This is a genomic window from Psychrobacillus sp. NPDC096426 (genome assembly GCF_044762745.1).
GTDB lineage: Bacteria > Bacillota > Bacilli > Bacillales_A > Planococcaceae > Psychrobacillus.
The window spans coordinates 1-25,204 of record NZ_JBIWEX010000006.1 but is presented as its reverse complement, the minus strand read 5'-3'; the positions used below and the strand labels follow the sequence as shown (position 1 = coordinate 25,204).

24 protein-coding genes are annotated in these 25,204 nt (G+C 35.2%); 9 read left to right on the top strand and 15 right to left on the bottom strand.

All coding sequences use genetic code 11. The features are described from left to right. Window positions 1–33: 33 nt before the first annotated feature. Window positions 34–324 (bottom strand): 30S ribosomal protein S6, encoded by a 291-nt coding sequence (rpsF, locus tag ACIQYS_RS06600; RefSeq protein WP_402976470.1) that lies wholly within the window; start codon window positions 322–324, stop codon window positions 34–36. A 168-nt stretch (window positions 325–492) separates the two neighbouring features. Between rpsF and ACIQYS_RS06595 the strand changes: the two genes are divergently transcribed. Beyond that, the gene (locus ACIQYS_RS06595) at window positions 493–1,041 is read left to right on the top strand and encodes a DUF3267 domain-containing protein (protein WP_402976467.1); all 549 of its coding nucleotides are present in this window, start codon (window positions 493–495) and stop codon (window positions 1,039–1,041) included. A gap of 27 nt (window positions 1,042–1,068) precedes the next feature. Here ACIQYS_RS06595 and ychF read toward each other — a convergent pair whose 3' ends face one another. From ychF to ACIQYS_RS06580, 3 genes are all read right to left on the bottom strand, one after another. After that, complete coding sequence (gene ychF / locus ACIQYS_RS06590) at window positions 1,069–2,169, bottom strand: redox-regulated ATPase YchF (protein ID WP_402976464.1); 1,101 nt, start codon at window positions 2,167–2,169, stop codon at window positions 1,069–1,071. Between the two features lie 88 nt (window positions 2,170–2,257). Further along, window positions 2,258–2,458 (bottom strand): DUF951 domain-containing protein, encoded by a 201-nt coding sequence (locus tag ACIQYS_RS06585; protein WP_402976461.1) that lies wholly within the window; start codon window positions 2,456–2,458, stop codon window positions 2,258–2,260. A 42-nt stretch (window positions 2,459–2,500) separates the two neighbouring features. Beyond that, on the bottom strand, window positions 2,501–3,319 hold the full coding sequence (locus ACIQYS_RS06580; RefSeq protein WP_402976458.1) for a mechanosensitive ion channel family protein: 819 nt from the start codon (window positions 3,317–3,319) through the stop codon (window positions 2,501–2,503). Window positions 3,320–3,397: 78 nt separating this feature from the next. On the opposite strand from ACIQYS_RS06580, the gene yyaC reads away from it, so the two are divergent. Next, complete coding sequence (gene yyaC / locus ACIQYS_RS06575) at window positions 3,398–3,997, top strand: spore protease YyaC (protein WP_402976455.1); 600 nt, start codon at window positions 3,398–3,400, stop codon at window positions 3,995–3,997. Here the strand turns inward: yyaC and ACIQYS_RS06570 are convergent. The 11 genes from ACIQYS_RS06570 to rpmH form a co-directional block, all read right to left on the bottom strand. Beyond that, a complete protein-coding gene (locus ACIQYS_RS06570; protein WP_402976452.1) occupies window positions 3,953–4,660 on the bottom strand; it encodes a DUF554 domain-containing protein in 708 nt (235 codons plus the stop codon). The two genes, yyaC and ACIQYS_RS06570, sit on opposite strands and share 45 nt — an antisense overlap. Window positions 4,661–4,724: 64 nt before the next feature. Next, a complete protein-coding gene (locus tag ACIQYS_RS06565) occupies window positions 4,725–5,561 on the bottom strand; it encodes a ParB/RepB/Spo0J family partition protein (RefSeq protein ID WP_402976449.1) in 837 nt (278 codons plus the stop codon). Next, a complete protein-coding gene (locus tag ACIQYS_RS06560; RefSeq protein ID WP_402976446.1) occupies window positions 5,554–6,315 on the bottom strand; it encodes a ParA family protein in 762 nt (253 codons plus the stop codon). The genes ACIQYS_RS06565 and ACIQYS_RS06560 overlap by 8 nt, the downstream gene beginning before the upstream one ends. Before the next feature lie 132 nt (window positions 6,316–6,447). Next, entirely contained in the window at window positions 6,448–7,320 is an 873-nt protein-coding gene (gene noc / locus ACIQYS_RS06555; RefSeq protein ID WP_402976443.1) for a nucleoid occlusion protein, read from the bottom strand. A gap of 206 nt (window positions 7,321–7,526) precedes the next feature. After that, the gene (rsmG, locus tag ACIQYS_RS06550) at window positions 7,527–8,243 is read right to left on the bottom strand and encodes a 16S rRNA (guanine(527)-N(7))-methyltransferase RsmG (protein WP_402976440.1); all 717 of its coding nucleotides are present in this window, start codon (window positions 8,241–8,243) and stop codon (window positions 7,527–7,529) included. A 23-nt stretch (window positions 8,244–8,266) separates the two neighbouring features. Continuing rightward, window positions 8,267–10,156: a tRNA uridine-5-carboxymethylaminomethyl(34) synthesis enzyme MnmG gene (gene mnmG, locus ACIQYS_RS06545; RefSeq protein WP_402976437.1), complete on the bottom strand. Its 1,890-nt coding sequence runs from the start codon at window positions 10,154–10,156 to the stop codon at window positions 8,267–8,269. A 22-nt stretch (window positions 10,157–10,178) separates the two neighbouring features. After that, complete coding sequence (mnmE, locus tag ACIQYS_RS06540) at window positions 10,179–11,564, bottom strand: tRNA uridine-5-carboxymethylaminomethyl(34) synthesis GTPase MnmE (RefSeq protein ID WP_402976434.1); 1,386 nt, start codon at window positions 11,562–11,564, stop codon at window positions 10,179–10,181. A 605-nt stretch (window positions 11,565–12,169) separates the two neighbouring features. Further along, window positions 12,170–12,919, bottom strand: coding sequence for an RNA-binding cell elongation regulator Jag/EloR (gene jag / locus ACIQYS_RS06535; protein ID WP_402976431.1), 750 nt, complete (start codon window positions 12,917–12,919; stop codon window positions 12,170–12,172). Beyond that, window positions 12,916–13,686, bottom strand: a complete 771-nt coding sequence (gene yidC / locus ACIQYS_RS06530; RefSeq protein ID WP_402976428.1) for a membrane protein insertase YidC — start codon at window positions 13,684–13,686, stop codon at window positions 12,916–12,918. The genes jag and yidC overlap by 4 nt, the downstream gene beginning before the upstream one ends. 60 nt (window positions 13,687–13,746) lie before the next feature. Beyond that, window positions 13,747–14,091 carry a ribonuclease P protein component gene (gene rnpA, locus ACIQYS_RS06525; protein ID WP_402976425.1) on the bottom strand — a complete coding sequence of 115 codons (345 nt, stop codon included), beginning with the start codon at window positions 14,089–14,091 and terminating at the stop codon, window positions 13,747–13,749. A 62-nt stretch (window positions 14,092–14,153) separates the two neighbouring features. Then, window positions 14,154–14,288: a 50S ribosomal protein L34 gene (gene rpmH / locus ACIQYS_RS06520; protein WP_142540824.1), complete on the bottom strand. Its 135-nt coding sequence runs from the start codon at window positions 14,286–14,288 to the stop codon at window positions 14,154–14,156. 517 nt (window positions 14,289–14,805) lie between these two features. Here rpmH and dnaA point away from each other — a divergent pair. The 7 genes from dnaA to ACIQYS_RS06485 all read left to right on the top strand — a co-directional run bounded on the left by dnaA (window position 14,806) and on the right by ACIQYS_RS06485 (window position 24,915). Further along, on the top strand, window positions 14,806–16,149 hold the full coding sequence (dnaA, locus tag ACIQYS_RS06515) for a chromosomal replication initiator protein DnaA (RefSeq protein WP_402976422.1): 1,344 nt from the start codon (window positions 14,806–14,808) through the stop codon (window positions 16,147–16,149). A gap of 170 nt (window positions 16,150–16,319) precedes the next feature. Next, on the top strand, window positions 16,320–17,456 hold the full coding sequence (dnaN, locus tag ACIQYS_RS06510) for a DNA polymerase III subunit beta (protein ID WP_402976419.1): 1,137 nt from the start codon (window positions 16,320–16,322) through the stop codon (window positions 17,454–17,456). A gap of 355 nt (window positions 17,457–17,811) precedes the next feature. Beyond that, a complete protein-coding gene (gene yaaA, locus ACIQYS_RS06505) occupies window positions 17,812–18,039 on the top strand; it encodes a S4 domain-containing protein YaaA (RefSeq protein WP_402976961.1) in 228 nt (75 codons plus the stop codon). 1 nt (window position 18,040) lies between these two features. Continuing rightward, on the top strand, window positions 18,041–19,153 hold the full coding sequence (gene recF / locus ACIQYS_RS06500) for a DNA replication/repair protein RecF (RefSeq protein WP_402976416.1): 1,113 nt from the start codon (window positions 18,041–18,043) through the stop codon (window positions 19,151–19,153). A gap of 79 nt (window positions 19,154–19,232) precedes the next feature. Beyond that, a complete protein-coding gene (gene gyrB / locus ACIQYS_RS06495) occupies window positions 19,233–21,155 on the top strand; it encodes a DNA topoisomerase (ATP-hydrolyzing) subunit B (protein ID WP_402976958.1) in 1,923 nt (640 codons plus the stop codon). A gap of 27 nt (window positions 21,156–21,182) precedes the next feature. Further along, a complete protein-coding gene (gyrA, locus tag ACIQYS_RS06490; RefSeq protein WP_402976413.1) occupies window positions 21,183–23,687 on the top strand; it encodes a DNA gyrase subunit A in 2,505 nt (834 codons plus the stop codon). 121 nt (window positions 23,688–23,808) lie between these two features. Beyond that, window positions 23,809–24,915 carry an HD-GYP domain-containing protein gene (locus ACIQYS_RS06485; protein ID WP_402976410.1) on the top strand — a complete coding sequence of 369 codons (1,107 nt, stop codon included), beginning with the start codon at window positions 23,809–23,811 and terminating at the stop codon, window positions 24,913–24,915. Window positions 24,916–25,204: the final 289 nt, after the last annotated feature.

Here is a 25,204-nt window from a genome sequence, read left to right as displayed (position 1 = left end):
CCTCCCTCATTCAGCTTTTGTTAGTCGATTTTATTATTTATCGTCGATACGAACAGCAATGTGACGGATAATGTCCTCATTGATGTTAGCTAAACGAATGTATTCATCGATTGCTTTTGAATCAGCGTTTGCTTTAACGATTTGGTAGTAACCTTCACGTAAGTCATTGATTTCGTAAGCTAAGCGGCGTTTACCCCAGTCCTTTGCTTCGATGATTTCAGCACCGTTTGAAGTTAGGATTTCATTGAAACGCTCAACTAAAGCTTTTTTCGCATCTTCTTCGATTGCTGGTTGAATAATGTACATTAATTCGTACGTTCTCATCTATTTACACCTCCCTATGGTCTTTGGTCGATTGGTCAACAATCGACAAGGAGCAAGTAATTCTATTACTCACATCAATGAATTGTATCATAAAGAATTAATTATTTCAAGATTGATTGTCATTGTTTTTACGATTCATGTATATTTACATTAGTGGAGGGATCGTTCATGGAAAATAAAGAAAATTTTTTATCCATCATTGAAATTGATTTAAAAAGAGTAGCTTGGGTCAGTTTATTGATGACCGTTATTCTTTCAATTGTCGGACTGATCGTCTATACATTTTTACAGGGAGATATACGACTAACTTTTACATTTTTAGATTTTTTCTTAGTTTGTATTGGATATATACTTCTCATTATCTTGCATGAATGTTTTCATTTAATCGGTTTTTATCTTTTTGGGAAAGTTCCTTGGAGTAGTATGGAGTACGGTGTTAATCTAAAGATGGGGATTGCATACGCAACAACAAGTATTCCTTTACCCAATCATGCGATGAAAAAAGCATTACTGCTACCTTTTTGGATGACGGGTGTTCTTCCAATGTTCATTGGTTATATAATAGAAATGCCAGTGCTTGTTCTTTTAGGAGCATGGTTAATTGCTGGTGCAGCTGGTGACTTTGCAATGTATAAAGAGTTAAGAAAATATCCAAAATATGTATTAATTAAAGATGATCCTATAAAACCAAAACTGTATGTTCTAAAAAAGGATTAGCAAAAAATAGCTAATCCTCCATTTTTATTATACGTTAAAGCGGAATAACATAACGTCGCCATCTTGTACAATGTACTCTTTTCCTTCTAGACGAACTTTTCCTGCTTCTTTTGCTGCTGCCATAGATCCAGTAGCAACTAAATCATCGTAAGCGACTGTTTCCGCTCGTATAAATCCTTTTTCAAAGTCAGTGTGAATTACTCCTGCACATTGAGGAGCTTTCATCCCTTTTCGGAACGTCCATGCACGTACTTCTTGTACACCTGCAGTAAAATAGGTAGCTAATCCTAGTAATGAATAAGATGCTTTAATTAATTGATCCAATCCAGACTCTTCAATCCCTAATTCTTCCAAGAACATTTGCTTCTCTTCATCTTCTAAAGCTGCCATTTCTTCCTCAATTTTTGCACAAACTACAATTACCTGTGCACCTTCTTCTGCTGCAAATGCACGTACTCTTTGTACATATTCATTCTCACCATCTGCCATAATATCATCTTCCGAAACATTTGCAACGTATAGCATTGGTTTAATTGTTAATAAATGAAGACCTTTTACTACTCGAAGCTCCTCTTCGGAAAAGTCAACAGAACGACCCGATTTTCCTGCCTCAAATGCTTCTTTTAAGCGTGATAGAATCGGCTCTTCCACCATTGCATCTTTATCTTTTTGTTTCGCCATTTTTGCAACGCGAGCTAAACGCTTATCTACACTTTCTAAATCTGCCAGAATTAACTCCAGATTAATTACTTCTATGTCGGAGATTGGATCCACTTTACCGGAGACATGTGTAATATTTTCATCATTAAAGCAACGTACTACTTGGCAAATTGCATCTACTTCGCGAATATGAGCTAAGAACTTGTTACCAAGACCTTCACCTTTACTAGCACCTTCTACAATTCCTGCAATATCTGTAAACTCAAATGCAGTTGGAACTGTTTTCTTTGGAACTACTAGCTCTGTTAATTTATCTAAACGTGCATCCGGAACTTCTACAATTCCTACGTTCGGATCAATCGTCGCAAACGGATAGTTAGCTGCAAGTGCCCCCGCTTTCGTTATTGCATTAAACAGTGTGGATTTTCCTACGTTTGGTAATCCTACAATTCCTGCCGTCAATGCCATATATGTCACAACCCTTCTCTATATTAACCTACACTTTTTTTAATTATAACCTGTTCATTATATTGATTTTGAAACTAAAAGTCTATCTTTACTCGGTATCTGCTTGTTTTAATAGTCGCTTCATCTTTTTTTCAAACTCTTTTCGTGGAATTAGTACACTGTGTTGACACCCTTCGCATTTAATACGGATGTCTGCTCCCATTCGAATGATTTTCCAAGCATTCGTTCCACATGGATGCTGTTTTTTCATTTCTACAATATCATTTAGTTGAAACTGCTTTTTCTCCATTTCCATCACCTACTTCTACTATGATCAATTACGCCAGCTAAATTATGAAATTTGAATACCTTTTTTTTCAAGAAATTCTTTTAAATCTCTTCGTACTTTTCTAGCAACTCCAGCTTGTTTCGTCGGTATTGTTTCGGCGGTAATACGCACAACTATCTCGGTTGCACTAAAGCTTTGTACTCCTAGAAAACTAGGTGGTTTAACAAGATCTTCGTATTTGTTCGGTAAGTCTTTAAGAAATTCTTGTATATTCTTCTCTAATGTTGGAATATCTGTTTCCGCTGCAACGCTAACGTCTATTAAAGCTAAAGAATTGTAAATAGAATAGTTAACAACGACTGTAATACTTCCATTCGGAATAATATGAAGTTCTCCTGTATAACTTTTCACTTTCGTAGTACGCAAGCCAATTTCCTGCACAATTCCATTAGCCGTACCAATCTGTACTTGATCCCCTACAGCAAATTGATCTTCAAATATAATAAAAAACCCCGTAATAATATCTTTTACTAAGCTTTGTGCACCAAAACCAACCGCAAGTCCTACAATACCTGCTCCTGCAAGTAGCCCAACCACATTTATACCAAAAGTGCTTAATATAGCTATAATAGCAGTGAAATATACAACGTTAGCTATAATATTTTGAAGAAGCTTCTCTAGTGTATTTTGTCTGCGTTCCGAATAGCCTAAAGGACTCTTTTGTCTAACTAAAAACAACCTTTTGATAATACTTTTACCGACCCTCACCACAATAGTAGTTAGTAATAAAATAACAAGTATTTTAGCAAAAATAATACCAAGATCCAGCCAAGTCTGCTCTGCTATTAAATAATCTTTTAGTTCCTGTAATTTCACTTCCATAAAGCCATTTGTCACCTCTACTTGAATAAATAATTTTCTAGATGCATATACTATATTAAAAAGAAAGCGAGTAAATATATGAATTCTCAAGCAACATCTATTCAACATCCATCTACTATCTATTATAAAGAAACAGGAGTAGTTTGGCGATTAAGCAACTACTTTTTAGAACATATTCCTTTTGATCATCCAAACTTAGTTTTTTGTTGTATAGGGACAGATCGTTCTACAGGTGATGCTCTTGGACCAATGACCGGTTCTTTCTTAACTCAACTCGTTTCTTTCCCTTTTCAAATTGTCGGAACTTTGGATGACCCATTACATGCTTTAAATTTAGAGGAAATTACAGAAGAGTTAAAAAGCTCACCTGATTCCCCATATATTATTGCAATTGATGCTTGTTTAGGAAATGCAGACAATATCGGACAGATTATCGTGCATCCTGGTCCACTTTACCCAGGAAAAGCAGTAAAAAAAGAATTACCTCCAATTGGAGAAGTTTCCATAAAAGCAGTTGTGAATATTGGAGGTTTTATGGAATACAATGTTTTACAAAGTACCCGACTCAATCTAACATTTGAAATGGGAAAAGTTATTTCCCGTTCTCTTCTCTTAGCTTGGCATCGATATAATTTAAAAGTTATAAATAAAAGCAACAGCAATGCCAACAACGACTAAACTCGGTAAGAGATTCGCTACTCTAATTTTCGTTAAACCTAGTAAATTTAAACCAATAGCGATAATCATTATTCCACCAGTAGCTGTCATTTCTTGAAGAAATAAATCAAGCGCAGCTTCTGGTATAACTTTTGTAATTTGTGTGGCAAATAAAGCAATTAATCCTTGATACACTGCCACCGGAATTGCCGATAGTAATACCCCTATCCCTAAAGTTGCTGATAAAATAACGGAAGTAAAGCCATCTATTATTCCTTTACTAATGAGTAGTTCATGATCATTTTGTAGTCCACTATTTAATGCTCCTAATACTCCCATAGCCCCAATAACAAATATAAGCGTACTCGTTACAAACCCTTGTGCAATACTTCCTTCCTGAGAGGCTTTTGATCCAAACTTTTTTTCTATAAACTGACCTATTCTATTTAACCATTTATCTAAATCAATCCATTCGCCAATAACCGCACCAAACACTATACAAATAATAATCAATACAAAATTACTACTTTTTAAGCCCATTTGAATACCTAAAACGGTCACCACTATCCCGATTGCACCCATTACTGTCTGCTTCATATTATCAGGTATTCCTTTTAATAATCTTCCAGCAATAGCTCCAATAATTATTAATAGAGCATTCACAAAAGTCCCCAACAATACCATCCGTATTCCTCATCTCATCTCTAAAAATACAACCTATTTCTAGGAGAACCTAGAAATAGGTTGGTTAATTCTCTAATAATTCTAATATTCTTTCTAAGTCATCTTCTGAATAGAATTCAATCTCAATTTTGCCTTTGTCTTTACCTTTTGTTATAGAAACAGGTGTCCCAAAGAAATCTCTTAACTCAGATTCTTTTTCTTTCGTGAAAATATCTTTTTCTTCTTTTTTTGTTTCACGTGGAACATTCTCATTTAATTTTTGCACTAAAGCTTCTAATTGTCGAACGTTTAAGTTCTCTTTAATCGTTTTTTGCATGATAATTGGAATTGTTTTTTTCTTTTTCAAACCTAGTAATGCTTTTCCATGGCCCATTGATAGAATGCCATCAGATATTGTATTTCTTACGATTTCTGGTAATGTAAGTAATCGTACGTGGTTAGCAATATGTGGTCTACTTTTTCCTAATCTAAACGCAAGTTGCTCTTGTGTTAAATTTAAGTGTTCCATTAAGTTTTGATAAGCTTCTGCTTCTTCTATTGGTGTTAAATCTTCTCGTTGTAAGTTTTCTAAAATTGCAAGTTCCATCATCTGTTGGTCCGTTAACTCTCGTATTACAGCAGGTATTACATCTAAACTAGCATGTTGAGATGCTCTATATCTTCTCTCACCTACTACTATTTCATATTTAGAACCCTTTTTACGAAGAATTATAGGCTGTAGTACACCGTGTTCTTTAATAGACTCTGTAAGTTCCTTCATCGCTTCTACATCAAAAATCTTTCTAGGTTGATAAGGATTGGGCTTAATATCCGTTAAACTAATTTGTTCTACTTTCTCTGCTTTTTCTAAATCTTCCCCAGGAAAGAGTGCATTAATACCTTTTCCTAAACCTTTAGCCATTACGAATCACTTCCTTCGCTAGTTCTAAGTATACTTCCGCACCTCTAGACTTCGGATCGTAAATAATAATTGGTTCTCCATGACTTGGTGCTTCACTCAAGCGAACATTTCTAGGAATGATTGTTTTATATACTTTGTCTTGAAAGTATTTTTTTACTTCTTCAATTACTTGAATACCTAAATTAGTTCTAGCATCCAACATGGTTAATAAAACACCGTCAATTTCTAAATTTTTGTTTAAATGCTTTTGCACAAGGCGTATCGTACTTAATAATTGACTTAAACCTTCCAATGCATAAAACTCACATTGAACCGGTATGATAATAGCGTTCGAAGCAGTCAACGAATTAATCGTTAATAAACCAAGTGATGGCGGACAATCAATAATGATATACTCGTACTTACTTTCAACTTCTTGTAGTGCTTTTTTTAATCGTACTTCTCGTGAAATAGTCGAAACAAGTTCTATTTCTGCTCCTGCTAATGAGATTGTAGCGGGAACAATATGTAAGTTTTCCACCTTTGTCTCTTGAATTGTTTCTAAAACACTTACATCATCTATTAAAACATCATAAATACATTGACTTACATCGCCTTTATTCACACCTACGCCACTAGAAGCATTTCCTTGTGGATCAATATCCACTAGCAAAACTTTTTTACCTAAGTATGCAAGGCAGGCACTTAAGTTAACAGATGTAGTAGTCTTCCCCACACCACCTTTTTGATTGGCTATTGCAATAATTCTTCCCACTCTTGCACCTACTTTCGTCGTAATTTTTTGACTCTATTCCATTCTATCAAATTTCGTAAGGAAATTGGGTGTTATTCTTGTAACAAAAGAAAAACTCTTGCAAAAATGCGAGAGTTTGAATTAATTAGTATTTTATGATTTCTTTTTAGGTATTCTTACAGTAATTTGATAAAATTCTTCCATATCTTCTTCTTCGGTCTTAATATTAATACCGCTCTTCGTGACCATAGATAAAGATTGTTTGATCGTATTTAATGCAATTCGTACATCTTTACTGACAGCTTTCCTTTTCGGTTTAGCTGCTTTTTTATCTTCTTTCAATGGAGGATTTAAAATTTCCTCAACTTTTTGTTCCAATTGTTTCACATTCCAATGGTTTTCCATCGTCATATTCATCAGCTGTAACTGCATTTCTTTTTCTTTAATTTGCATTAATGCTCTTGCATGTCTTTCCGACAATTCTTTTTTCATAACTGCTTCTTGTACTTCTTCTGGGAGTTTCAGCAGTCTTAGTTTATTAGCAACAGTAGATTGGCCTTTACCAAGACGTTGTGCCAATGCTTCTTGGGTAAGTTCATGTAGTTTTAACAACTTTTGATATGCTACTGCTTCTTCGATTGCAGTTAATTCTTCCCGTTGTAAGTTTTCTATCAAAGCAATAGAAGCGGTTTCTTTGTCACTTAAATTTCGAATTATTGCTGGTACTTCTGTCCACTGCAATTTTGACATTGCACGAAAACGTCTTTCCCCGGCAATAATTTCATACTTTTCATCATCCATTTTACGGATGACTATCGGTTGAATGACACCATGCGTATGAATAGTCCGAGCAAGTTCTTCTATTTTTGTTTCATCAAAAACAGTTCTCGGTTGGTATCTATTCGGTACGATTTTTTCAATTGCTATATTTACTACTTCTTCTAAATGATGTTGTGTTGGTTCCACAACTACATCTTGTCCTTGTTTTTCAGAACTTCCGAAAAAACGAGAAAAAGGACTTTTCATCTAACAAGCACCACCTTTTAGAAACTCTATACACTTAATATTCACGAAAAAATAACACTACTATAAATGTTTCACGTGGAACGTTCCTCAATTTAATGCACCTTAACATACTTGCTTCCTGTTTTTCCTTCATCAAAGATATTAACTATATTAGTAGCATTTAATATACTACTGAAGTAGAAAAGGAAGCAAGATGCCGAGTAAGGTTAAATAATAGGCGTTTTGTTTGGAATACCTGGTTTTCGAGGGTATCTTTTCGGTGTGCTTTTTGTTTTAGAAAAGACATACAACGTTCTTTCACTATTTTCAATCGGTAAAAGAAATGAATACTCAGCATTTTTCTCAGATCCAAGTACGCTTAGTGCCTTTTTCGCATCTTTTAACTCATCGGAAGCACTAGCAGCTTTCATCGCAATAAATCTGCCCCCAACTTTTACAAGGGGAACACATAGTTCAGACAAAACGGAAAGTCTTGCTACAGCCCTCGCTGTTACGATATCATACTTTTCTCTATATTCGCTATTTTGTCCAAATTCTTCTGCCCGAGCATGCACAAATTGAACATTGGATAAGTTCAATTCTTTACTTAAATTTGTTAAAAATTGAATTCTTTTATTCAATGAATCAACAATTGTTACTTTTAAACCGGGAAAACAAATTTTAAGTGGGATACTTGGAAATCCAGCCCCTGCTCCTACATCACAAACAGAGAAAGGGCCATTGAAATCTTCATAAAAAGAAGCACTAATAGAATCGAAAAAATGTTTTAAATAGACAGAAGGTTCATCCGTAATTGCAGTTAAATTCATTTTTTCATTCCATTCAACTAATAATTCAAAGTACTTTCTAAATTGTTCTACTTGAACATCGCTTAGTGTAATTCCTTTTTCATGAAGGGCTTGTTTAAATTGTTCTTCGTTCATGTAGTTCTCCTTATCATTTTAGACTATCCAGTAATCTTAGCTATTTTTCCTTGTTCAATATAAATAAGTAGAATAGAAATATCGGCTGGATTTACTCCTGATATACGAGATGCTTGTGCGATAGATAATGGACGCACCTGCTTTAATTTTTGTTTAGCTTCAGTAGCAATTCCAGATATTGCATCATAATCAAGTTGGTCAGGAATTTTTTTGTCTTCCATTTTTTTAAGTTTTTCTACTTGTTGAAGAGATTTTTCAATATACCCTTCATATTTTACTTGAATTTCAACTTGTTCTTTTTCTTCTAATGTTAATTCTACTTCTGAAGGTACCAGTTCGGCAACTAAATCATAGTGCATTTCTGTTCGCTTAAGCAGATCTGCAGCACGTATACCATCTTTAAGCTCACTACCCTCTACACTTCGTATTAATGCCTGTGTTGCTTCATTTGGCTTAATGATTAGTGTACGAAGACGAACTAATTCATCTTCTATTCGTTTCTTTTTAACTAAAAACTGGTCATATCTCTCTTGAGGAACCAAACCGATTTGATAGCCCATTTCAAGTAATCTTAAATCAGCATTATCATGGCGTAATAATAATCGATATTCTGCACGTGAAGTAAGTAAACGATATGGCTCATTTGTTCCTTTTGTAACTAAATCATCAATTAATACTCCAATGTATGCATCTGATCTACTTAGCACTTTTTCTTCTTTTTTTAGTACCCGCAGTGCAGCATTAATACCTGCCATTAAACCTTGACCAGCTGCTTCCTCATATCCAGAAGTTCCATTAATTTGCCCTGCAGTGTATAAGTTTTTAATTTTTTTCGTTTCGAGTGTTGGCCATAATTGAGTTGGAACCATCGCATCGTATTCAATTGCATATCCAGCACGCATCATTTCTGCATGTTCTAATCCAGGAACAGACGCTATCAGCTGACGTTGAACGTGCTCTGGTAAACTAGTCGATAGACCTTGCACATACACTTCTTTTGTATTTCGTCCTTCCGGTTCTAAGAAGATTTGATGACGTGGTTTATCATTAAAACGAACTACTTTATCTTCAATAGATGGACAATATCTTGGACCAGTACCTTTAATCATACCAGAATACATAGGCGATAAATGTAAATTGTCGTTAATAATTTGATGTGTTTTTTCACTTGTATATGTTAACCAACATGGCAATTGATCCATAATGAATTCAGTTGTTTCAAAACTAAATGCTCTAGGAATATCATCGCCAGGTTGAATTTCTGTTTTACTGTAGTCAACTGTTTTACTATTCACACGCGGTGGTGTACCAGTTTTAAATCGAACTAAATCAAATCCTAAATTTCGGATACTATCCGCTAACTTAATGGAGGGTTGCTGATTATTTGGTCCACTTGAATATTTTAAGTCTCCAATGATTATTTCTCCACGTAAAAATGTACCTGTAGTAATGACAACCGTTTCTGCTCTATAAATAGCTCCCACTTGTGTTACAAGTCCAATAATTTTTTCATCTTCTACAAGTAATTCTTCTACAACTGCTTGGTGAATCGTTAAATTTTCTTGGTCTTCCATAAGTCGTTTCATTTCATTTTGATACAACACTTTATCTGCTTGAGCTCGAAGTGCTCGAACGGCAGGACCTTTTCCTGTGTTCAGCATTCTCATTTGAATATGTGTTTTATCTATTACTTTCCCCATGGCTCCGCCTAATGCGTCAATTTCACGCACAACAATTCCTTTCGCTGGCCCTCCGATGGATGGATTACATGGCATAAATGCAATCATATCAAGATTTATTGTTAAAACAAGCGTTTTTGCACCCATTTTAGCAGCTGCTAGTGCTGCTTCCACACCGGCATGTCCTGCTCCAACAACAATCACATCGAACTTGCCTGCTTCAAAGTTTGGCATGTTCGTTTCTTCCTCTCATTTTTTATTTTCCTAAACAAAACTGTGCAAATAACTGGTCAATTAAACTTTCTTCCACAGTATCCCCTACTATTTCACCTAGTATTTCCCAAGTTCTTGTCACATCTATTTGAATCATATCCACTGGCACTTCATTATGTGCAGCTTCAATTGCGTCAGTCACAGTTGCTTTTGCTAAATGCAATAAAGATATATGACGTGCATTCGATACATATGTTAAATCGGATGCTTCAATCGATCCTTCAAAAAATAGAGAAGCGATTGCTTCTTCTAATTCATCGACCCCTTCTTCTTGAAGTAATGATGTTGTGACAACTCGTTTATCTCCTGCCAGTTGCTTCACTTTATCTATACTGATTTCGGTCGGTAAATCTGTTTTATTAATAATAATGATGTAATCCATACCTTCAATTGCTTCAAATAGTCGCAGATCTTCATCTGTTAATTGTTCCGCATTGTTTAGTACAAGTAATAGAAGGTCTGCTTCTTTTAAGACTTGTCGCGACTTTTCTACACCAATTCTTTCTACTATATCTTCCGTTTCTCGGATACCAGCAGTATCTACTAATTTTAACGGAACTCCGCGTACATTAACATACTCTTCTATAATATCTCTTGTTGTTCCTGCAATATCTGTAACGATTGCTTTGTTTTCTTGTATTAAACTATTTAATAAAGAAGACTTTCCTACGTTCGGTCTTCCAATAATTGCGGTTGAAAGTCCTTCGCGAAGTATTTTTCCTTGAGATGACGTTATTAACAATTTATCAATTTCTTCTTTTACCCAAGTGCATTTATCAATCATAAGCGGTAGTGTCATTTCTTCCACATCGTCGTATTCTGGATAGTCTATATTTACTTCTACCTGTGCCAATGTCTCAAGTAGAGCTTGTCTTAATGTGTTAATAAGCCTAGATAATCGTCCATCCATTTGTCCTAAAGCAACATTCATGGCCTTATCTGTTTTTGCTCTTATTAAATCCATAACAGCCTCTGCTTGCGATAAGTCGATTCTTCCATTTAAAAACGCACGTTTCGTAAACTCACCAGGCTCCGCAAGTCGTGCACCATTTATTAAAATAAGTTGTAAGACACGATTGACCGATACAAGTCCTCCATGACAATTTATCTCTATTACATCTTCTCTTGTAAATGTTTTTGGTCCTTTCATTAAGGACAGCATTACTTCTTCTACTACCTCACCCGTTTTAGGATCAACTAAATGTCCGTAGTGAATCGTATGAGATGCTTGTTTTAGTAAATCTTTTTCGTTTGGTGAACGAAAAATTTTATTTGCTATAGCTACTGCATTAGTCCCGCTGATTCTTACTATTGCTATAGCCCCTTCTCCAAGCGGCGTAGAAATCGCTGCTATTGTATCAAATTCCACAAGTGTCTACCTCCTTACAGTTTACCACTTATCCACATGTGAATAAGTAAACGAACACGACTATCTAACATATAACGATACCACAAAATACCCAAAATCAGAAGTATAGATACTTTTATTCGTGTGAACAAAATGTACCAATTTGACCATATAAGAAAGCGACAGGCAAATAGGGAAAAGTGAGGAGGCAGCTTCTCAGCCACCACAAACGCTTTTGTTTGCGACGAGCTTGCGCTGGAGCTGGATCTGGATCGATACTAAGTAAAAAAGTATATAATTTCTTATCTCTTAAGAAAAGTTCAAGCACACTCTAAGTACAAAACTTGTTTTGCATCGTTTTAGGAAGGCTTTAGACAGACTTCTTGCTATATCATTACCGACAAAAGATGCTTTCCAACTCATAAAGGAAGCACCCAAAGATGCAATTTCGGGTGCTCTAGTACTCCTCTATGCAATTGATGCTAACTATTTTTTGGTCATATACTCTTTTACCAGTAGTAGAAAATTAGCATAAATAAAGAGTCCGCCTGAAGCTGTAAATTATATACTTCTTTCTTCTATAAAAAATGGATTTCAGCTATGAAGAGCTAAAACCCATTTTTGACTTAGTTTATTGGTTCTATAACTAAATAACGATTCGGATCTGTTCCTACTGAATAGGTTTCTATATCTACACGAACAGATAGTGCATGATGAATTATTTTTCTTTCAAAAGAAGACATCGGTTCAAATTCTACTTTTTTACCTGTTCGAATTGCTTTGTCTGCCATTCTTTCTGCAAGCTGCTCCAAAGATTCTCTTCTACGCTCACGGTAATTGCCAACATCCAATTTAATAATGATGTAGGAATTTGAAAACTTATTTGCGACAAGCTGAGCTAAATTTTCTAGTGCATTTAGGGTGTGTCCACGCTTCCCTATTAACAAAGCAGCTTTTTCACTATTTAGATGAAGATGAATAAACTTACCATCTCTTTTTTTTGTTATTACTAAATCATCTATTTTCATCTCTTTAGCTATTTCATTAATATATTGAATCGTTTCTTCTACCGCTAACTCATTTGTTTGTTCTTTTGAAGGTAGTTCATCTTCCACACGGGGCATGTTCACTTCTGCATCTTGCACCAGTTGTGGCTCTTCTACTTCAACTTTTTCTTTTTTCGGAACTTCTTCTACTATTTCTCTTGTTAAAACAGTTACTTGTACAACTGCAGGTTTTGCGCCAAATCCTAGAAAACCTTTTTTACCCTCTTCCACTACTGTAATTGACACATCTTGCATAGGTACCCTTAGCTTTTCTAGTGCAATAGTTATAGCTTCTTCTTTTGTAGGTGCAGTTTGCGTAATCTGATTCATTTTTTGGCCCCTCCCGATTTAACAGGTTTTGTTTCCTTCTTGTTCCAAGGTTTATAAATGAATAAATTTTGAATAATAGAGATAATATTTCCGATAACCCAATATAATGTTAATGCTGCTGGCAATACAATACCAAATCCTATAATCATAAATGGCATAATGTACATCATTATTTTCATTTGAGGATTATCCATAGCTGGACCTGTACGTAAAACGATCAATTGCATAATACCAGCAAGAACTGCAAGTATAATACTTGGCTCCGCTAATGCAAATCCTAAAAATTCACCTAAATTTATTTCTGGTGTATTATTCATACGACTAATCGCATGATAAAATCCGATTAGTATAGGCATTTGGATAAATACCGGTAAACACCCGGCAGCTGGATTGATTCCTCTTTCTTTAAAAAGAGCCATCATTTCTTGTTGATATTTTTGTTGAGTTACTGCATCTTTTGAACTGTATTTTTCTTTTAACTTTTGTAATTCGGGTTGTACTTCTTGCATATTTTTAGAACTTTTTGTTTGTTTAATCATTAATGGTAAGATTATTAATCGAATAAGAATCGTTACCGTAATAATTCCTAAACCATACGTACCTAATAAATCTTTAAAATAAGTTATAGCTGAAACTAGTGGCCAAACGATGTATTGATTCCAAAATCCTTCAGAATTAGAATAGATCGGCTCCTTAAATTCAGTACAACCAGCAAGTAGTGCAGTTGCCACTATTAGCAACAGTACTAAAGATAATCTTTTTTTCAACCTTCTTTCCCCCTATTATATATGTTCATTTCATCTTACCATTTCTCACAAAAGTCTACACTAGCTTTTCTTTTGGATAACCTTTGCAATTTTGAGAACATGCTCTAGACTTTTTTTTGTTTCATGAAAATCTAGCTTGGCCGCCGGATTTCTGGCGATAATAATATAGTCCATTTTCGAATATACTCCATCATGTATTTCTAAAAAGGTTTGTCTTATATATCTTTTAATACGATTACGAACTACTGCATTACCTACTTTTTTACTCACGGATAATCCAACTCGATAATAATCCTCTTCTTTTGCTAAGCAGTAGACAACGAATTGTCTATTAGCAAAAGACTTACCTTTTTTAAAGATCTCTTGAAATTCTGCATTTCTTTTTATTCGTTGTCTCTTATTCATCGTTTCACCTGCTCCGACTAATCGTTATAAAAGAAAAAAAGACCACTGAATGGTCAGTGGACTTATGCTGATAATACTTTTCTTCCTTTTGCACGGCGTGCTGCTAATACGCGGCGACCGTTTTTCGTACTCATACGTGCGCGGAAACCGTGGTTTTTGCTACGTTTACGGCTATTTGGTTGGAATGTACGTTTCATCTATATGACACCTCCTGAGTGATCATCTTTCAATCTTCTTTAGACAGTCTCCGATATTATATATAAAGTAATGAAGTTTGTCAATTCCTTTTCAAATCCGCTACACTTCTTGAAAAAGAAGTTTATCCACAATTATTTTCAAACTCCTATTTTTACTTGTGCATAAAAAAATACGCAAAAAAATTATCCACATAAGTTATGAACATGTTCTAAACATAATCATACGATGTGGATAATTCGATTTGTTAATAATTTGATTATTGTGGATAACTCTTAAATCTCTTGTAATTACAATGGTTTTTTGTTACGATATTTGTGTTTTACTTTTTCAAATGAATTTCACCACTTTACCTTATCCACAGTTGTTAATAATCTGTGGATAAGTTTTTCCACGTACGTTCACAATATTTATCCACAGAGAGTGGATTTGTGTATATGTCTTTATTTATACATATTAATTATTAAATCAAGTTGTAAATAAGAACGTTTTACTACTCTAAAAAAGGAGACTAGATTATTGGAACATTTAGAAGAACTTTGGGCAAAGGTTCTCTCTGAAGTAGAAAAGAAAACATCGAAACCTAGTTTTGAAACTTGGTTAAAGTCGACGAAGCTACTTTCATATAAAGGAGAGACCGTTACAATAGCTGCGCCTAATTCCTTCGCGAGGGACTGGCTTGAAAATCATTATGTCCATCTAATTGCCGGAATTTTAACAGAAGTGACAGGTAACGAACTTCTTATTTCTTTTGTTGTACCAAAGAACCAAGATGTAGAAGACTTTGAAATACCAAAACCGAAAATTGCTATAAATAATGGGGAACAATCTGAGTTTTCACCCGGAATTTTAAATTCCAAATATACATTTGATACATTTGTTATAGGATCAGGTAACCGCTTCGCTCATGCTGCTTCATTAGCTGTAGCAGAAGCACCTGCAAAAGCATATAATCCTCTATTTATATACGGAGGAGTAGGATTAGGTAAAACCCACTTAATGCATGCGATTGGTCATTATGTACAAGAACACGATCCAAATGCACGAGTGGTTTATTTATCTTCTGAAAAGTTTACAAATGAATTTATTAACTCTATTCGTGACAATAAAACAATTGAATTTCGTAATAAATATCGGAATATAGATGTCCTGTTAATAGATGATATTCAATTCCTTGCAGGAAAAGAATCAACTCAAGAAGAATTTTTTCATACTTTTAATGCATTACACGAAGAATCTAAACAAATTATTATATCAAGTGATCGACCTCCAAAAGAAATTCCTACACTGGAAGATCGACTGCGTTCTCGCTTTGAATGGGGACTAATCACAGATATCGCACCGCCAGACTTAGAAACAAGAATCGCCATTTTACGGAAAAAGGCAAGAGCCGACGGACTAGATATTTCCGATGAAGTAATGGCCTATATAGCAAATCAGATCGATTCGAATATTCGAGAATTAGAAGGTGCACTTATACGTGTAGTTGCTTATTCTTCTCTTGTAAATAAAGATATAAACCCTGAACTTGCAACAGAAGCTTTAAAAGATATTATGCCTAATGCACGTCCAAGAATTATTACGATATTAGACATTCAAAAAGTAGTGGGAGAGCATTTTCACATTAAATTGGAAGATTTCTCTGCTAAAAAACGGACCAAATCTATTGCTTTTCCGCGTCAGATTGCTATGTATCTTTCACGTGAGTTAACCGATTTCTCACTTCCTAAGATTGGCGAAGAATTTGGTGGTCGTGATCATACTACAGTTATTCATGCGCACGAGAAAATTTCTAAGATGCTGAAGGATGATTTAAATTTGCAAGATGATTTAAAACAAATTAAATCTATTTTAGGAAGATAAGATCTATGTGGATAAGTGTATTTCTTTTGACTTTACTTAAGAACAACTTATACACATGTGGATAGTTCGGTATGAATGGGTTAAAATATACTTATCAACATATCCACAGGACCTATTACTATATCTATTAATCTTTTAAATAAATATAATTATATAAGTGAGGTACAAAAATGAAATTCGAAGTGATGAGAGATAGTTTATTAGAGGGATTAAATGATGTAATGAAAGCAGTAAGTTCCAAAACAACAATCCCAATTTTAACTGGTCTTAAATTAGAGGTTTCTGAGAAGGGACTTTATATTACTGGAAGTGATTCGGATATCACTATTCAAACGTATATACCTACTGAAAAAAATGGAGAACAAATTATTAATGTGACAGAAGTAGGTTCTATTGTTTTACAAGCTCGCGTATTCAATGAGATTGTACGAAAACTTCCTACTAACGATGTAGAAATCGAAGTAACAAATCAATTTCAAACGCATATTCGATCAGGCAAATCTGAGTTTAGTTTAATTGGGTTAGATGCTTCCGAATATCCTTTACTTCCTCAAATTGAAGAGGATCGCCAGTTCTTTATCGCTTCCGATTTATTGAAGTCGATTATTAAAGAAACAGTATTTGCTGTATCAACATCAGAAAGTCGTCCAGTATTAACAGGTGTAAATTGGCAAGTAAAAGAAGGAGAGCTTCACTGCGTAGCAACAGACAGTCATCGTTTAGCGAAAAGAAAAACAGCTCTAAATGGTTTACCGGAGGAAGAATATAGCGTTGTAATTCCTGGGAAAAGCTTGAATGAATTAAACAAAATTTTAGAAGAAACATCTTCTGAAGTCGCAATTGTTATGACGCAACAACAAATTCTGTTTAAAACAGGAGATGTATTGTTCTATTCCCGATTGTTAGAAGGTAATTATCCTGATACATCTCGATTAATCCCAAGTGAGTACAAAACAACTATTTTAGTTAATGGAAAATCATTGCTCCAAGCGATTGATCGTGCATCTTTACTTGCTAGAGAAGAAAGAAATAATGTCGTTCGTTTCTCGACTATTGGACAAGGTTTTGTTGAGGTATCTTCTAATTCACCTGAAATAGGAAACGTAGAAGAACAAATTCAAGCAGAGTCCATAGACGGGGAAGAATTAAAACTTTCTTTCAGTGCAAAATATATGATGGATGCTTTAAAAGCAATAGATGGTCAAGAAGTAAAAATCTTATTTTCTGGAGCCATGAGACCTTTTGTACTAAAATCCGTTCATGATGATTCTATTTTGCAGCTTATTTTACCGGTAAGAACTTATTAATTCACAATTAATAAAATGTGAAAAAAAGATAGTCACGATGTGACTATCTTTTTTTCTTTAGGAAACTATGGAATATAGGTTATGTGGATAACTTTTTCAGCAAAATAAGGTGTAAGACTTTTTAGGGATAATGCGTCTTAGCAAGTTAAAAAAAATGTCCGCCTGCAGCGAAAATCACAACGGTCACCTGATAAAGCTATTTACGACGCATTATCCCTATATTGCTCAAACGATCCTTCACCGAAAGCTTCGGAAAACAAGATATACTTAAAGGCCACTTACGCTTTTTTTTACTTATTCGGTTATTTGGAGTAAAATAAAGGGATAATGAAAATGAGAAGAGGTTGAATTATTGTTGGAAGAGATTCGTTTTGACTCAGAATTTGTTACACTTGGTCAACTATTGAAAATGACAGATGCAATAGATTCAGGTGGAATGGCCAAATGGTTTTTAAGTGAACACACTGTTTATGTAAATGGTGAGGTGGAAGATCGTAGAGGCCGCAAACTTCGTCATAAGGACGTTGTAAATATTCCGGGAGTAGGAAGATTCCAAATGATTGGACCAGAGAACGGGGATTAATATGTATATTGAACGTTTAGAGTTAAAAGATTTCCGTAATTATGAATCAATCGAGTTGGAGTTTTCCTCCAAAATAAATGTGTTTATTGGCGAAAATGCTCAAGGTAAAACAAATTTGATGGAATCCCTTTATGTATTATCTATGGCAAAATCACACAGAACCTCCAACGATAAAGAATTGATACGTTGGGAAGCAGACTATGGTAAAATAAGAGGGGCTATTCAAAAAAAGTATGGTCATTTACCTTTAGAGCTAACATTATCGAAAAAAGGAAAAAAAGCAAAAGTTAATCATTTGGAGCAAACGAAATTAAGTAATTATATCGGACAGCTAAATGTCGTCATGTTTGCACCAGAAGATTTATATTTGGTAAAAGGAAGTCCACAAGTTAGAAGGCGGTTTCTAGACATGGAAATCGGCCAAATTTCCCCTGTTTATTTACATGATTTACTTCAATTCCAAAAGATATTAAAACAACGAAATCATATACTAAAACAAAATCAAGGGAAGGCTTTTCTAAAGGACGTTATGTTTGATGTATACACTGAACAATATATAGATGCCGCTGTGAAAGTAATTCAAAAACGATTTCAATTCATGGATTTATTACAGAAGTGGGCTGAGCCAATCCATTTCGGTATTTCTAGAGGTTTAGAAAAGTTGACCGTTTCGTATAATTCTACGTCTGGTATTAAAGCAGATTGGTCAGAAAATGAGATGAAAGAACATCTTGAAAAAAAATTGGTCGATAGTCAAAAAAGAGAACTCGATCGAGGGGTAACCTTAACTGGTCCTCACCGAGATGATCTTCAATTTTTTGTTAATGATTATGATGTTCAAACATATGGATCGCAAGGCCAACAACGAACAACAGCCTTATCTTTAAAATTAGCTGAAATTGAACTGATAAAACAGGAGGTAGGTGAAGCTCCTGTTTTATTGCTGGATGACGTTCTATCTGAACTAGATGACTTTAGACAATCCCATTTATTAAACACAATTCAAGGAGATGTTCAAACATTTGTCACCACAACGAGTGTAGAAGGAATTGCACATGAAACAATTCAACACGCAAAAATGTTTCATGTGGAACAAGGAGCAGTTCTCCGTTAAAATAATTAGCATTTAATATTTTTAAAAAATAAGATTCACCATTATTGAAGTGATGAAAGAGTAGGTGAGCAAGTTGGCTATGGAAGAAAAAGAGTTAGAAAAATCTTATGATGCCGATCAAATACAAGTATTAGAAGGATTAGAAGCTGTTAGAAAACGTCCAGGGATGTACATTGGTACTACCAGTTCAAAAGGACTTCACCATCTTGTATGGGAAATCGTTGATAACAGTATTGACGAAGCACTTGCTGGATACTGTGATCATATTATCGTCACCATTGAAAAAGACAATTGGATTCGAGTGGAAGACAATGGCCGTGGTATTCCAGTAGATACACAAGAAAAGATGGGAAAACCTGCTGTTGAAGTTATTATGACTGTTCTACATGCCGGCGGTAAGTTTGGCGGCGGCGGTTATAAAGTATCCGGGGGACTTCATGGTGTTGGTGCTTCGGTTGTAAATGCCCTTTCTGAGTTTACAGAAGTATATGTAAAACGTGATGGAAAAATTCATTGTATTAAATTTGAACGTGGTGCTGTAGTTTCCCCTTTAGAAATTATAGGTGATGCTGAAATTACTGGTACTACGACAAGATTTAAAGCAGATGCAGAGATTTTCACAGAAACTACCGTATATGAATTTGATATATTAGCACACCGTGTTCGTGAATTAGCTTATTTAAATCGCGGGTTGTCTATTACTATCGCTGACGAGAGAGATGGTTTAGAAAAATCCGTTAAATATTTCTATGAGGGCGGAATAAAATCTTACGTAGAAGATTTAAACAAATCCAAAGAGCCAATCACAGAAGAAGCAATCTTTGTAGAAGGAGAAAAAGATGGAATCTCCGTTGAAATTGCTATGCAGTACAACTCTGGTTACGCATCTAATATATTGTCCTTTGCAAACAATATTAATACGTATGAAGGTGGAACGCATGAGTCAGGATTTAAAACAGCATTAACTCGTATTATTAATGACTATGCTAGAAAAAATGGTCTGTTAAAAGAAGCGGATGCCAATTTAACTGGAGATGATGTGCGAGAAGGTTTAACGGCTATTGTCTCGGTTAAACATCCAGATCCTCAATTCGAAGGACAGACGAAAACGAAACTTGGTAACTCAGAAGTAAGTACGATTACTAATAGCTTATTTTCAGAAGGCTTTGATCGGTTTTTACTAGAGAATCCACAAACTGCCCGTAAAGTCATCGAAAAGGGACTGATGGCTGCAAGAGCAAGGGTTGCTGCAAAAAAGGCACGTGAATTTACACGTAGAAAGTCAGCATTAGAAGTTTCTAGTCTTCCTGGTAAACTGGCCGATTGCTCTTCCCGTGTACCTGCGGAAAGTGAACTGTATATCGTAGAAGGTGACTCTGCCGGAGGATCAGCGAAATCAGGCCGTGATCGTCACTTCCAAGCGATTTTGCCGCTAAGAGGGAAAATCTTAAACGTAGAAAAAGCTCGTTTAGATCGAATTTTAGGAAATGCTGAGATCCGTGCAATGATTACAGCACTTGGTACCGGCATTGGAGAAGAATTTACGTTAGAAAAAGCTCGTTATCATAAAATTATTATTATGACGGATGCTGATGTTGATGGTGCACATATTCGAACTTTATTGCTTACCTTTTTCTTCCGTTTCATGAGACCGTTAATTGAAGCTGGTTATGTATATGCAGCACAACCACCCTTATATCAAGTAAAACAAGGAAAACACGTCGAATATTGCTACAATGATGAACAATTAAAAGAGATTTTAGATCGCTTACCAAAAACCTCCAAACCAAATATTCAACGTTATAAAGGTCTAGGAGAAATGGACGCAGAACAACTTTGGGAAACAACGATGGACCCAGATGTACGTACTTTACTCCAAGTAAACTTAGATAATGCAATGGATGCAGATGCGGTGTTTGAACAGCTAATGGGTGAAGAAGTAGAACCGAGACGTCAATTCATCGAAGAAAATGCTGTATATGTGAAAAATTTAGATATTTAAGAATGTGTATGACTGGAGGTCTTTAGCATGTCAGAAATACCGAATAAAGGTGTTAAAGGGATCAATATTAGTCAAGAAATGAAAACTTCATTTCTTGACTACGCAATGAGTGTCATCGTATCCCGTGCATTACCAGACGTTCGAGACGGGTTAAAGCCTGTTCATCGACGAATTTTATACGGAATGCAAGAATTAGGAAATACTCCGGATAAACCTCACAAAAAGTCTGCCCGTATTGTAGGGGATGTAATGGGGAAATACCATCCACACGGTGACTCATCTATTTATGAAGCGATGGTACGTATGGCACAGCATTGGAGCTACCGCTATATGTTAGTAGATGGACATGGTAACTTTGGTTCGGTTGATGGTGATGGAGCAGCTGCAATGCGTTACACCGAATCCAGAATGTCTAAAATCGCTTTAGAGTTATTACGAGATCTTAATAAAAATACAATAGATTACAAAGATAACTATGATGGACAGGAAAAAGAGCCTGTTGTATTACCAAGTAGATTTCCTAACTTACTTGTAAATGGAGCTTCTGGGATTGCAGTTGGAATGGCAACAAATATTCCTTCTCATAATTTAGGAGAAGTAATTGATGGAGTTTTAGCATTGTCTGAAAACCCTGCGATTACGATAGAGGAATTGATGGGAATAATCCCAGGCCCTGACTTTCCAACGGGTGGTATTATTTTAGGAAGAAGTGGTATTCGTCGTGCATTCGAAACAGGTAGAGGTTCTATACTAATTCGTGCAAAAGTCGAAATCGAACAAAAAGCCAGTGGTAAAGAAGTAATTATTGTTACAGAGTTACCATACCAAGTAAATAAAGCTCGTTTAATAGAAAAAATTGCAGAATTAGTTCGCGATAAAAAAATTGATGGGATTACACACTTAGCGGATGAGTCCGACCGTAATGGTATGCGAATTGTCATCGAAGTGCGAAAAGATGCAAACTCACATGTACTTTTAAATAATCTATATAAACAAACGGCTCTGCAATCTAGCTTTGGTGTTAATATGCTTGCGCTCGTCGATAACCAACCAAAAGTATTAAACATAAAAGAAATGCTTTATTATTACTTAGAACATCAAAAAGTAGTTATCCGTCGTCGTACACAATATGAATTAAACAAAGCAGAAGATCGAGCTCATATCTTAGAAGGTTTACGAATTGCTTTAGATCATATTGATGAAATCATTGCGGTAATTCGCGCTTCTCGAACAGGAGAAGAAGCGAAAAATGGTTTGATGGAAAAATTCAACTTGTCCGAACGCCAGGCGCAAGCAATTTTAGATATGCGATTGCAGCGTTTAACGGGATTAGAACGGGATAAGATTGAAGATGAATATACAGCTTTAGTAAAACTAATCGAAGAACTAAAATTCATCTTAGCAAATGAATATCGAGTACTTGAAATTATACGAGAAGAAATCACGGAAATTAAAGACCGATATGCAGATAAACGTAGAACGGAAATTGTTGCTGGAGGAGCAGAAGTTTTAGAGGACGAAGATTTAATACCTGTTGAAAACTCTGTACTAACATTGACGAATAAAGGATATATTAAACGGTTGCCTGCAAACACGTATAAGAGTCAAAAGCGTGGTGGTCGAGGAGTTCAAGGGATGGGAACAAACGAAGATGACTTCGTAGAACATCTATTGTACACATCGACACACGATACTATTTTGTTCTTTACGAATAAAGGTAAAGTTTATCGTGCAAGAGGATTTGAAATTCCTGAATATGGTCGGACAGCAAAAGGATTACCACTTATTAATCTTTTGGGCGTTGAAAAAGATGAACAAGTTACAGCAATGATTCCAATGGCATCTTTCGAAGAAGATAGTTATTTCATCTTTACGACAAAACATGGTGTAACTAAACGTACCCCTGTTTCTGGATTTGCGCATATTCGAGCGAATGGTTTGATCGCCATTTCGTTGCGAGAGGAAGACGAACTAATCGCTGTTCGTTTAACGGACGGAAAGAAACAAGTAATCATTGGAACAAGACAAGGAAAGTTAGTACGATTTGAAGAAAGCGATATTCGCTCTATGGGTAGAACAGCCGGTGGAGTAAGAGGTATCCGCTTAAAAGACGATGATTATGTTGTAGGTATGGAAATTATAGAACCAGACCAAGAAATCCTAGTTGTTACAGAAAACGGTTATGGAAAACGTACACCAGAATCTGAGTATCGTTTGCAAAGTCGCGGTGGTATGGGTGTGAAAACGTGTCAAATTACCGAGAAAAATGGTCCCTTATCCGCTGTTAAAGCAGTAGATGGAACAGAAGATTTAATGTTAATCACAATCAATGGTATGCTCATTCGAATGGATGTAAATGATATTTCTATAACTGGTAGAAGTACTCAAGGTGTCCGATTAATGAGACTTGCAGACGATGAGCTGATAGCTACAGTCGCAAAAGTAGAAAAAGAAGAAGAAGATGATGACACAGAAGTAGAAGAAAGTTCTCCTTCCATAGAATCATCGCCTAATGAAGAAACAAGTGAATAAAGGAAAAAACACTAGAAACACTCTTAAACACTTTCGTTTAAGAGTGTTTTTTTCTGACATATACAGTAACCGGTAATATTTAGTATAATTAAAGAAACATTTAGAAAAAGGAGGGAACAAAATGCATCAAACTCTAGAAAATTTAGAGGAATTGAGACTAGGTAGTGTCCTTGCTGAAGATATTTTAGTTAACACAAAAAATCCTATCATCCGAAAAGACACTAAAATAACGAGAGAACATATTCAAGTATTACGTGCATTTAATGTCAATAGAGTACCGATAGTTGTAGAAAATGTATTTAGTAGAACCGAAGAAGAGATAAATAAATTAAATGAAGAAAAAGTAAATACTATCCAAGAAAAAAACGAACCAGATATCCAGACAAGTTTTGTAAAGTTATATAACAATGCAGTAACTAGTTTTTATAAAGAATTTACTTCGTGGGAAGCCGGAATGAAAGTAGACGTAGCAAAATTACGTAACATAATCATGCCACTAGTAGAAAGCGCCATGGCCGACAAAAGAATATTTTCCCACTTAAATAGTTTTTCCTCTTTAGATAACTATATTGCTCACCATTCTATAGCCGTTGGAATAATTTCTGGTGCAATAGCAAAAAGAATGCATTACCCTCCAGGGATGATTAAGCAAATAGCGACTGCTGGTTTACTAGCTGATATAGGAATGTCCAAAGTAGATGTCAAGATTAGAGAAAAAAAATCATATTTAACCGAAGCAGATTTTTTAGAGATAAAAAAACATACTATATATAGTTTGCAAATGATACAAGACAGTCCCTTATTAAAGTCTGAACTTAAACTCGCTATTTTTCAGCATCACGAGCGTTTAGACGGCAGTGGTTATCCAAAAGGTGAAAAATTGGATAACATATCTGTTTATTCACAAATAATTGCTGTAGCTGATGTTTATCATGCAATGACATCTGAGCGTATTTATCGTGCAAAAAGTTCCTCGTTCAAAGTATTGGAGATGATTAGGGAAGAGGAGTTTGGTAAGTACAACATCGAAGCTGTACATGCATTAATTTCACTTGTGGGTGATTTGCCAATTTCAACCCGTGTTCATCTATCAGATGGAAGAACAGGAGAAGTGATATTTTCTCATAGAGATTCTCCGATGAGACCAATGATACGTTTAACAGAAACAGGTCAAATAATTGATTTGGCTGCCAAAAGATCTTTATACATAGAGAGTATTCTAGATTGATATAAAAGTAACTCTTTCCTTGTTTCTATTGAAGAAGGAAAGAGTTTAATATTTTATTTGAATAAAGAGTTGACATATTCATTGAACCTTGATATTATATAGAAGTCGCCAAAACAAGTCGACAACATGAACATTGAAAACTGAACATGCAAAACGTTAAGACATATAGCTTGATAGACTAACTTGGTTAGTCCGATAGCAAAACAATTTTGACATCATTTAATGATGATGCCAGCAAAACAAAATGAGCTTTTTAAGTTCTCTATTATGGAGAGTTTGATCCTGGCTC

What these genes read in the sequence shown, in the direction of transcription:
- rpsF (WP_402976470.1), bottom strand. Translation starts at nt 324, where the DNA reads ATGAGAACGTACGAATTAATGTACATTATTCAACCAGCAATCGAAGAA.
- ACIQYS_RS06595 (WP_402976467.1), top strand. Translation starts at nt 493, where the DNA reads ATGGAAAATAAAGAAAATTTTTTATCCATCATTGAAATTGATTTAAAA.
- ychF (WP_402976464.1), bottom strand. Translation starts at nt 2,169, where the DNA reads ATGGCATTGACGGCAGGAATTGTAGGATTACCAAACGTAGGAAAATCC.
- ACIQYS_RS06585 (WP_402976461.1), bottom strand. Translation starts at nt 2,458, where the DNA reads ATGGAGAAAAAGCAGTTTCAACTAAATGATATTGTAGAAATGAAAAAA.
- ACIQYS_RS06580 (WP_402976458.1), bottom strand. Translation starts at nt 3,319, where the DNA reads ATGGAAGTGAAATTACAGGAACTAAAAGATTATTTAATAGCAGAGCAG.
- yyaC (WP_402976455.1), top strand. Translation starts at nt 3,398, where the DNA reads ATGAATTCTCAAGCAACATCTATTCAACATCCATCTACTATCTATTAT.
- ACIQYS_RS06570 (WP_402976452.1), bottom strand. Translation starts at nt 4,660, where the DNA reads ATGGTATTGTTGGGGACTTTTGTGAATGCTCTATTAATAATTATTGGA.
- ACIQYS_RS06565 (WP_402976449.1), bottom strand. Translation starts at nt 5,561, where the DNA reads ATGGCTAAAGGTTTAGGAAAAGGTATTAATGCACTCTTTCCTGGGGAA.
- noc (WP_402976443.1), bottom strand. Translation starts at nt 7,320, where the DNA reads ATGAAAAGTCCTTTTTCTCGTTTTTTCGGAAGTTCTGAAAAACAAGGA.
- rsmG (WP_402976440.1), bottom strand. Translation starts at nt 8,243, where the DNA reads ATGAACGAAGAACAATTTAAACAAGCCCTTCATGAAAAAGGAATTACA.
- mnmG (WP_402976437.1), bottom strand. Translation starts at nt 10,156, where the DNA reads ATGCCAAACTTTGAAGCAGGCAAGTTCGATGTGATTGTTGTTGGAGCA.
- jag (WP_402976431.1), bottom strand. Translation starts at nt 12,919, where the DNA reads ATGAATCAGATTACGCAAACTGCACCTACAAAAGAAGAAGCTATAACT.
- rnpA (WP_402976425.1), bottom strand. Translation starts at nt 14,091, where the DNA reads ATGAATAAGAGACAACGAATAAAAAGAAATGCAGAATTTCAAGAGATC.
- rpmH (WP_142540824.1), bottom strand. Translation starts at nt 14,288, where the DNA reads ATGAAACGTACATTCCAACCAAATAGCCGTAAACGTAGCAAAAACCAC.
- dnaN (WP_402976419.1), top strand. Translation starts at nt 16,320, where the DNA reads ATGAAATTCGAAGTGATGAGAGATAGTTTATTAGAGGGATTAAATGAT.
- recF (WP_402976416.1), top strand. Translation starts at nt 18,041, where the DNA reads ATGTATATTGAACGTTTAGAGTTAAAAGATTTCCGTAATTATGAATCA.
- gyrB (WP_402976958.1), top strand. Translation starts at nt 19,233, where the DNA reads ATGGAAGAAAAAGAGTTAGAAAAATCTTATGATGCCGATCAAATACAA.
- gyrA (WP_402976413.1), top strand. Translation starts at nt 21,183, where the DNA reads ATGTCAGAAATACCGAATAAAGGTGTTAAAGGGATCAATATTAGTCAA.
- ACIQYS_RS06485 (WP_402976410.1), top strand. Translation starts at nt 23,809, where the DNA reads ATGCATCAAACTCTAGAAAATTTAGAGGAATTGAGACTAGGTAGTGTC.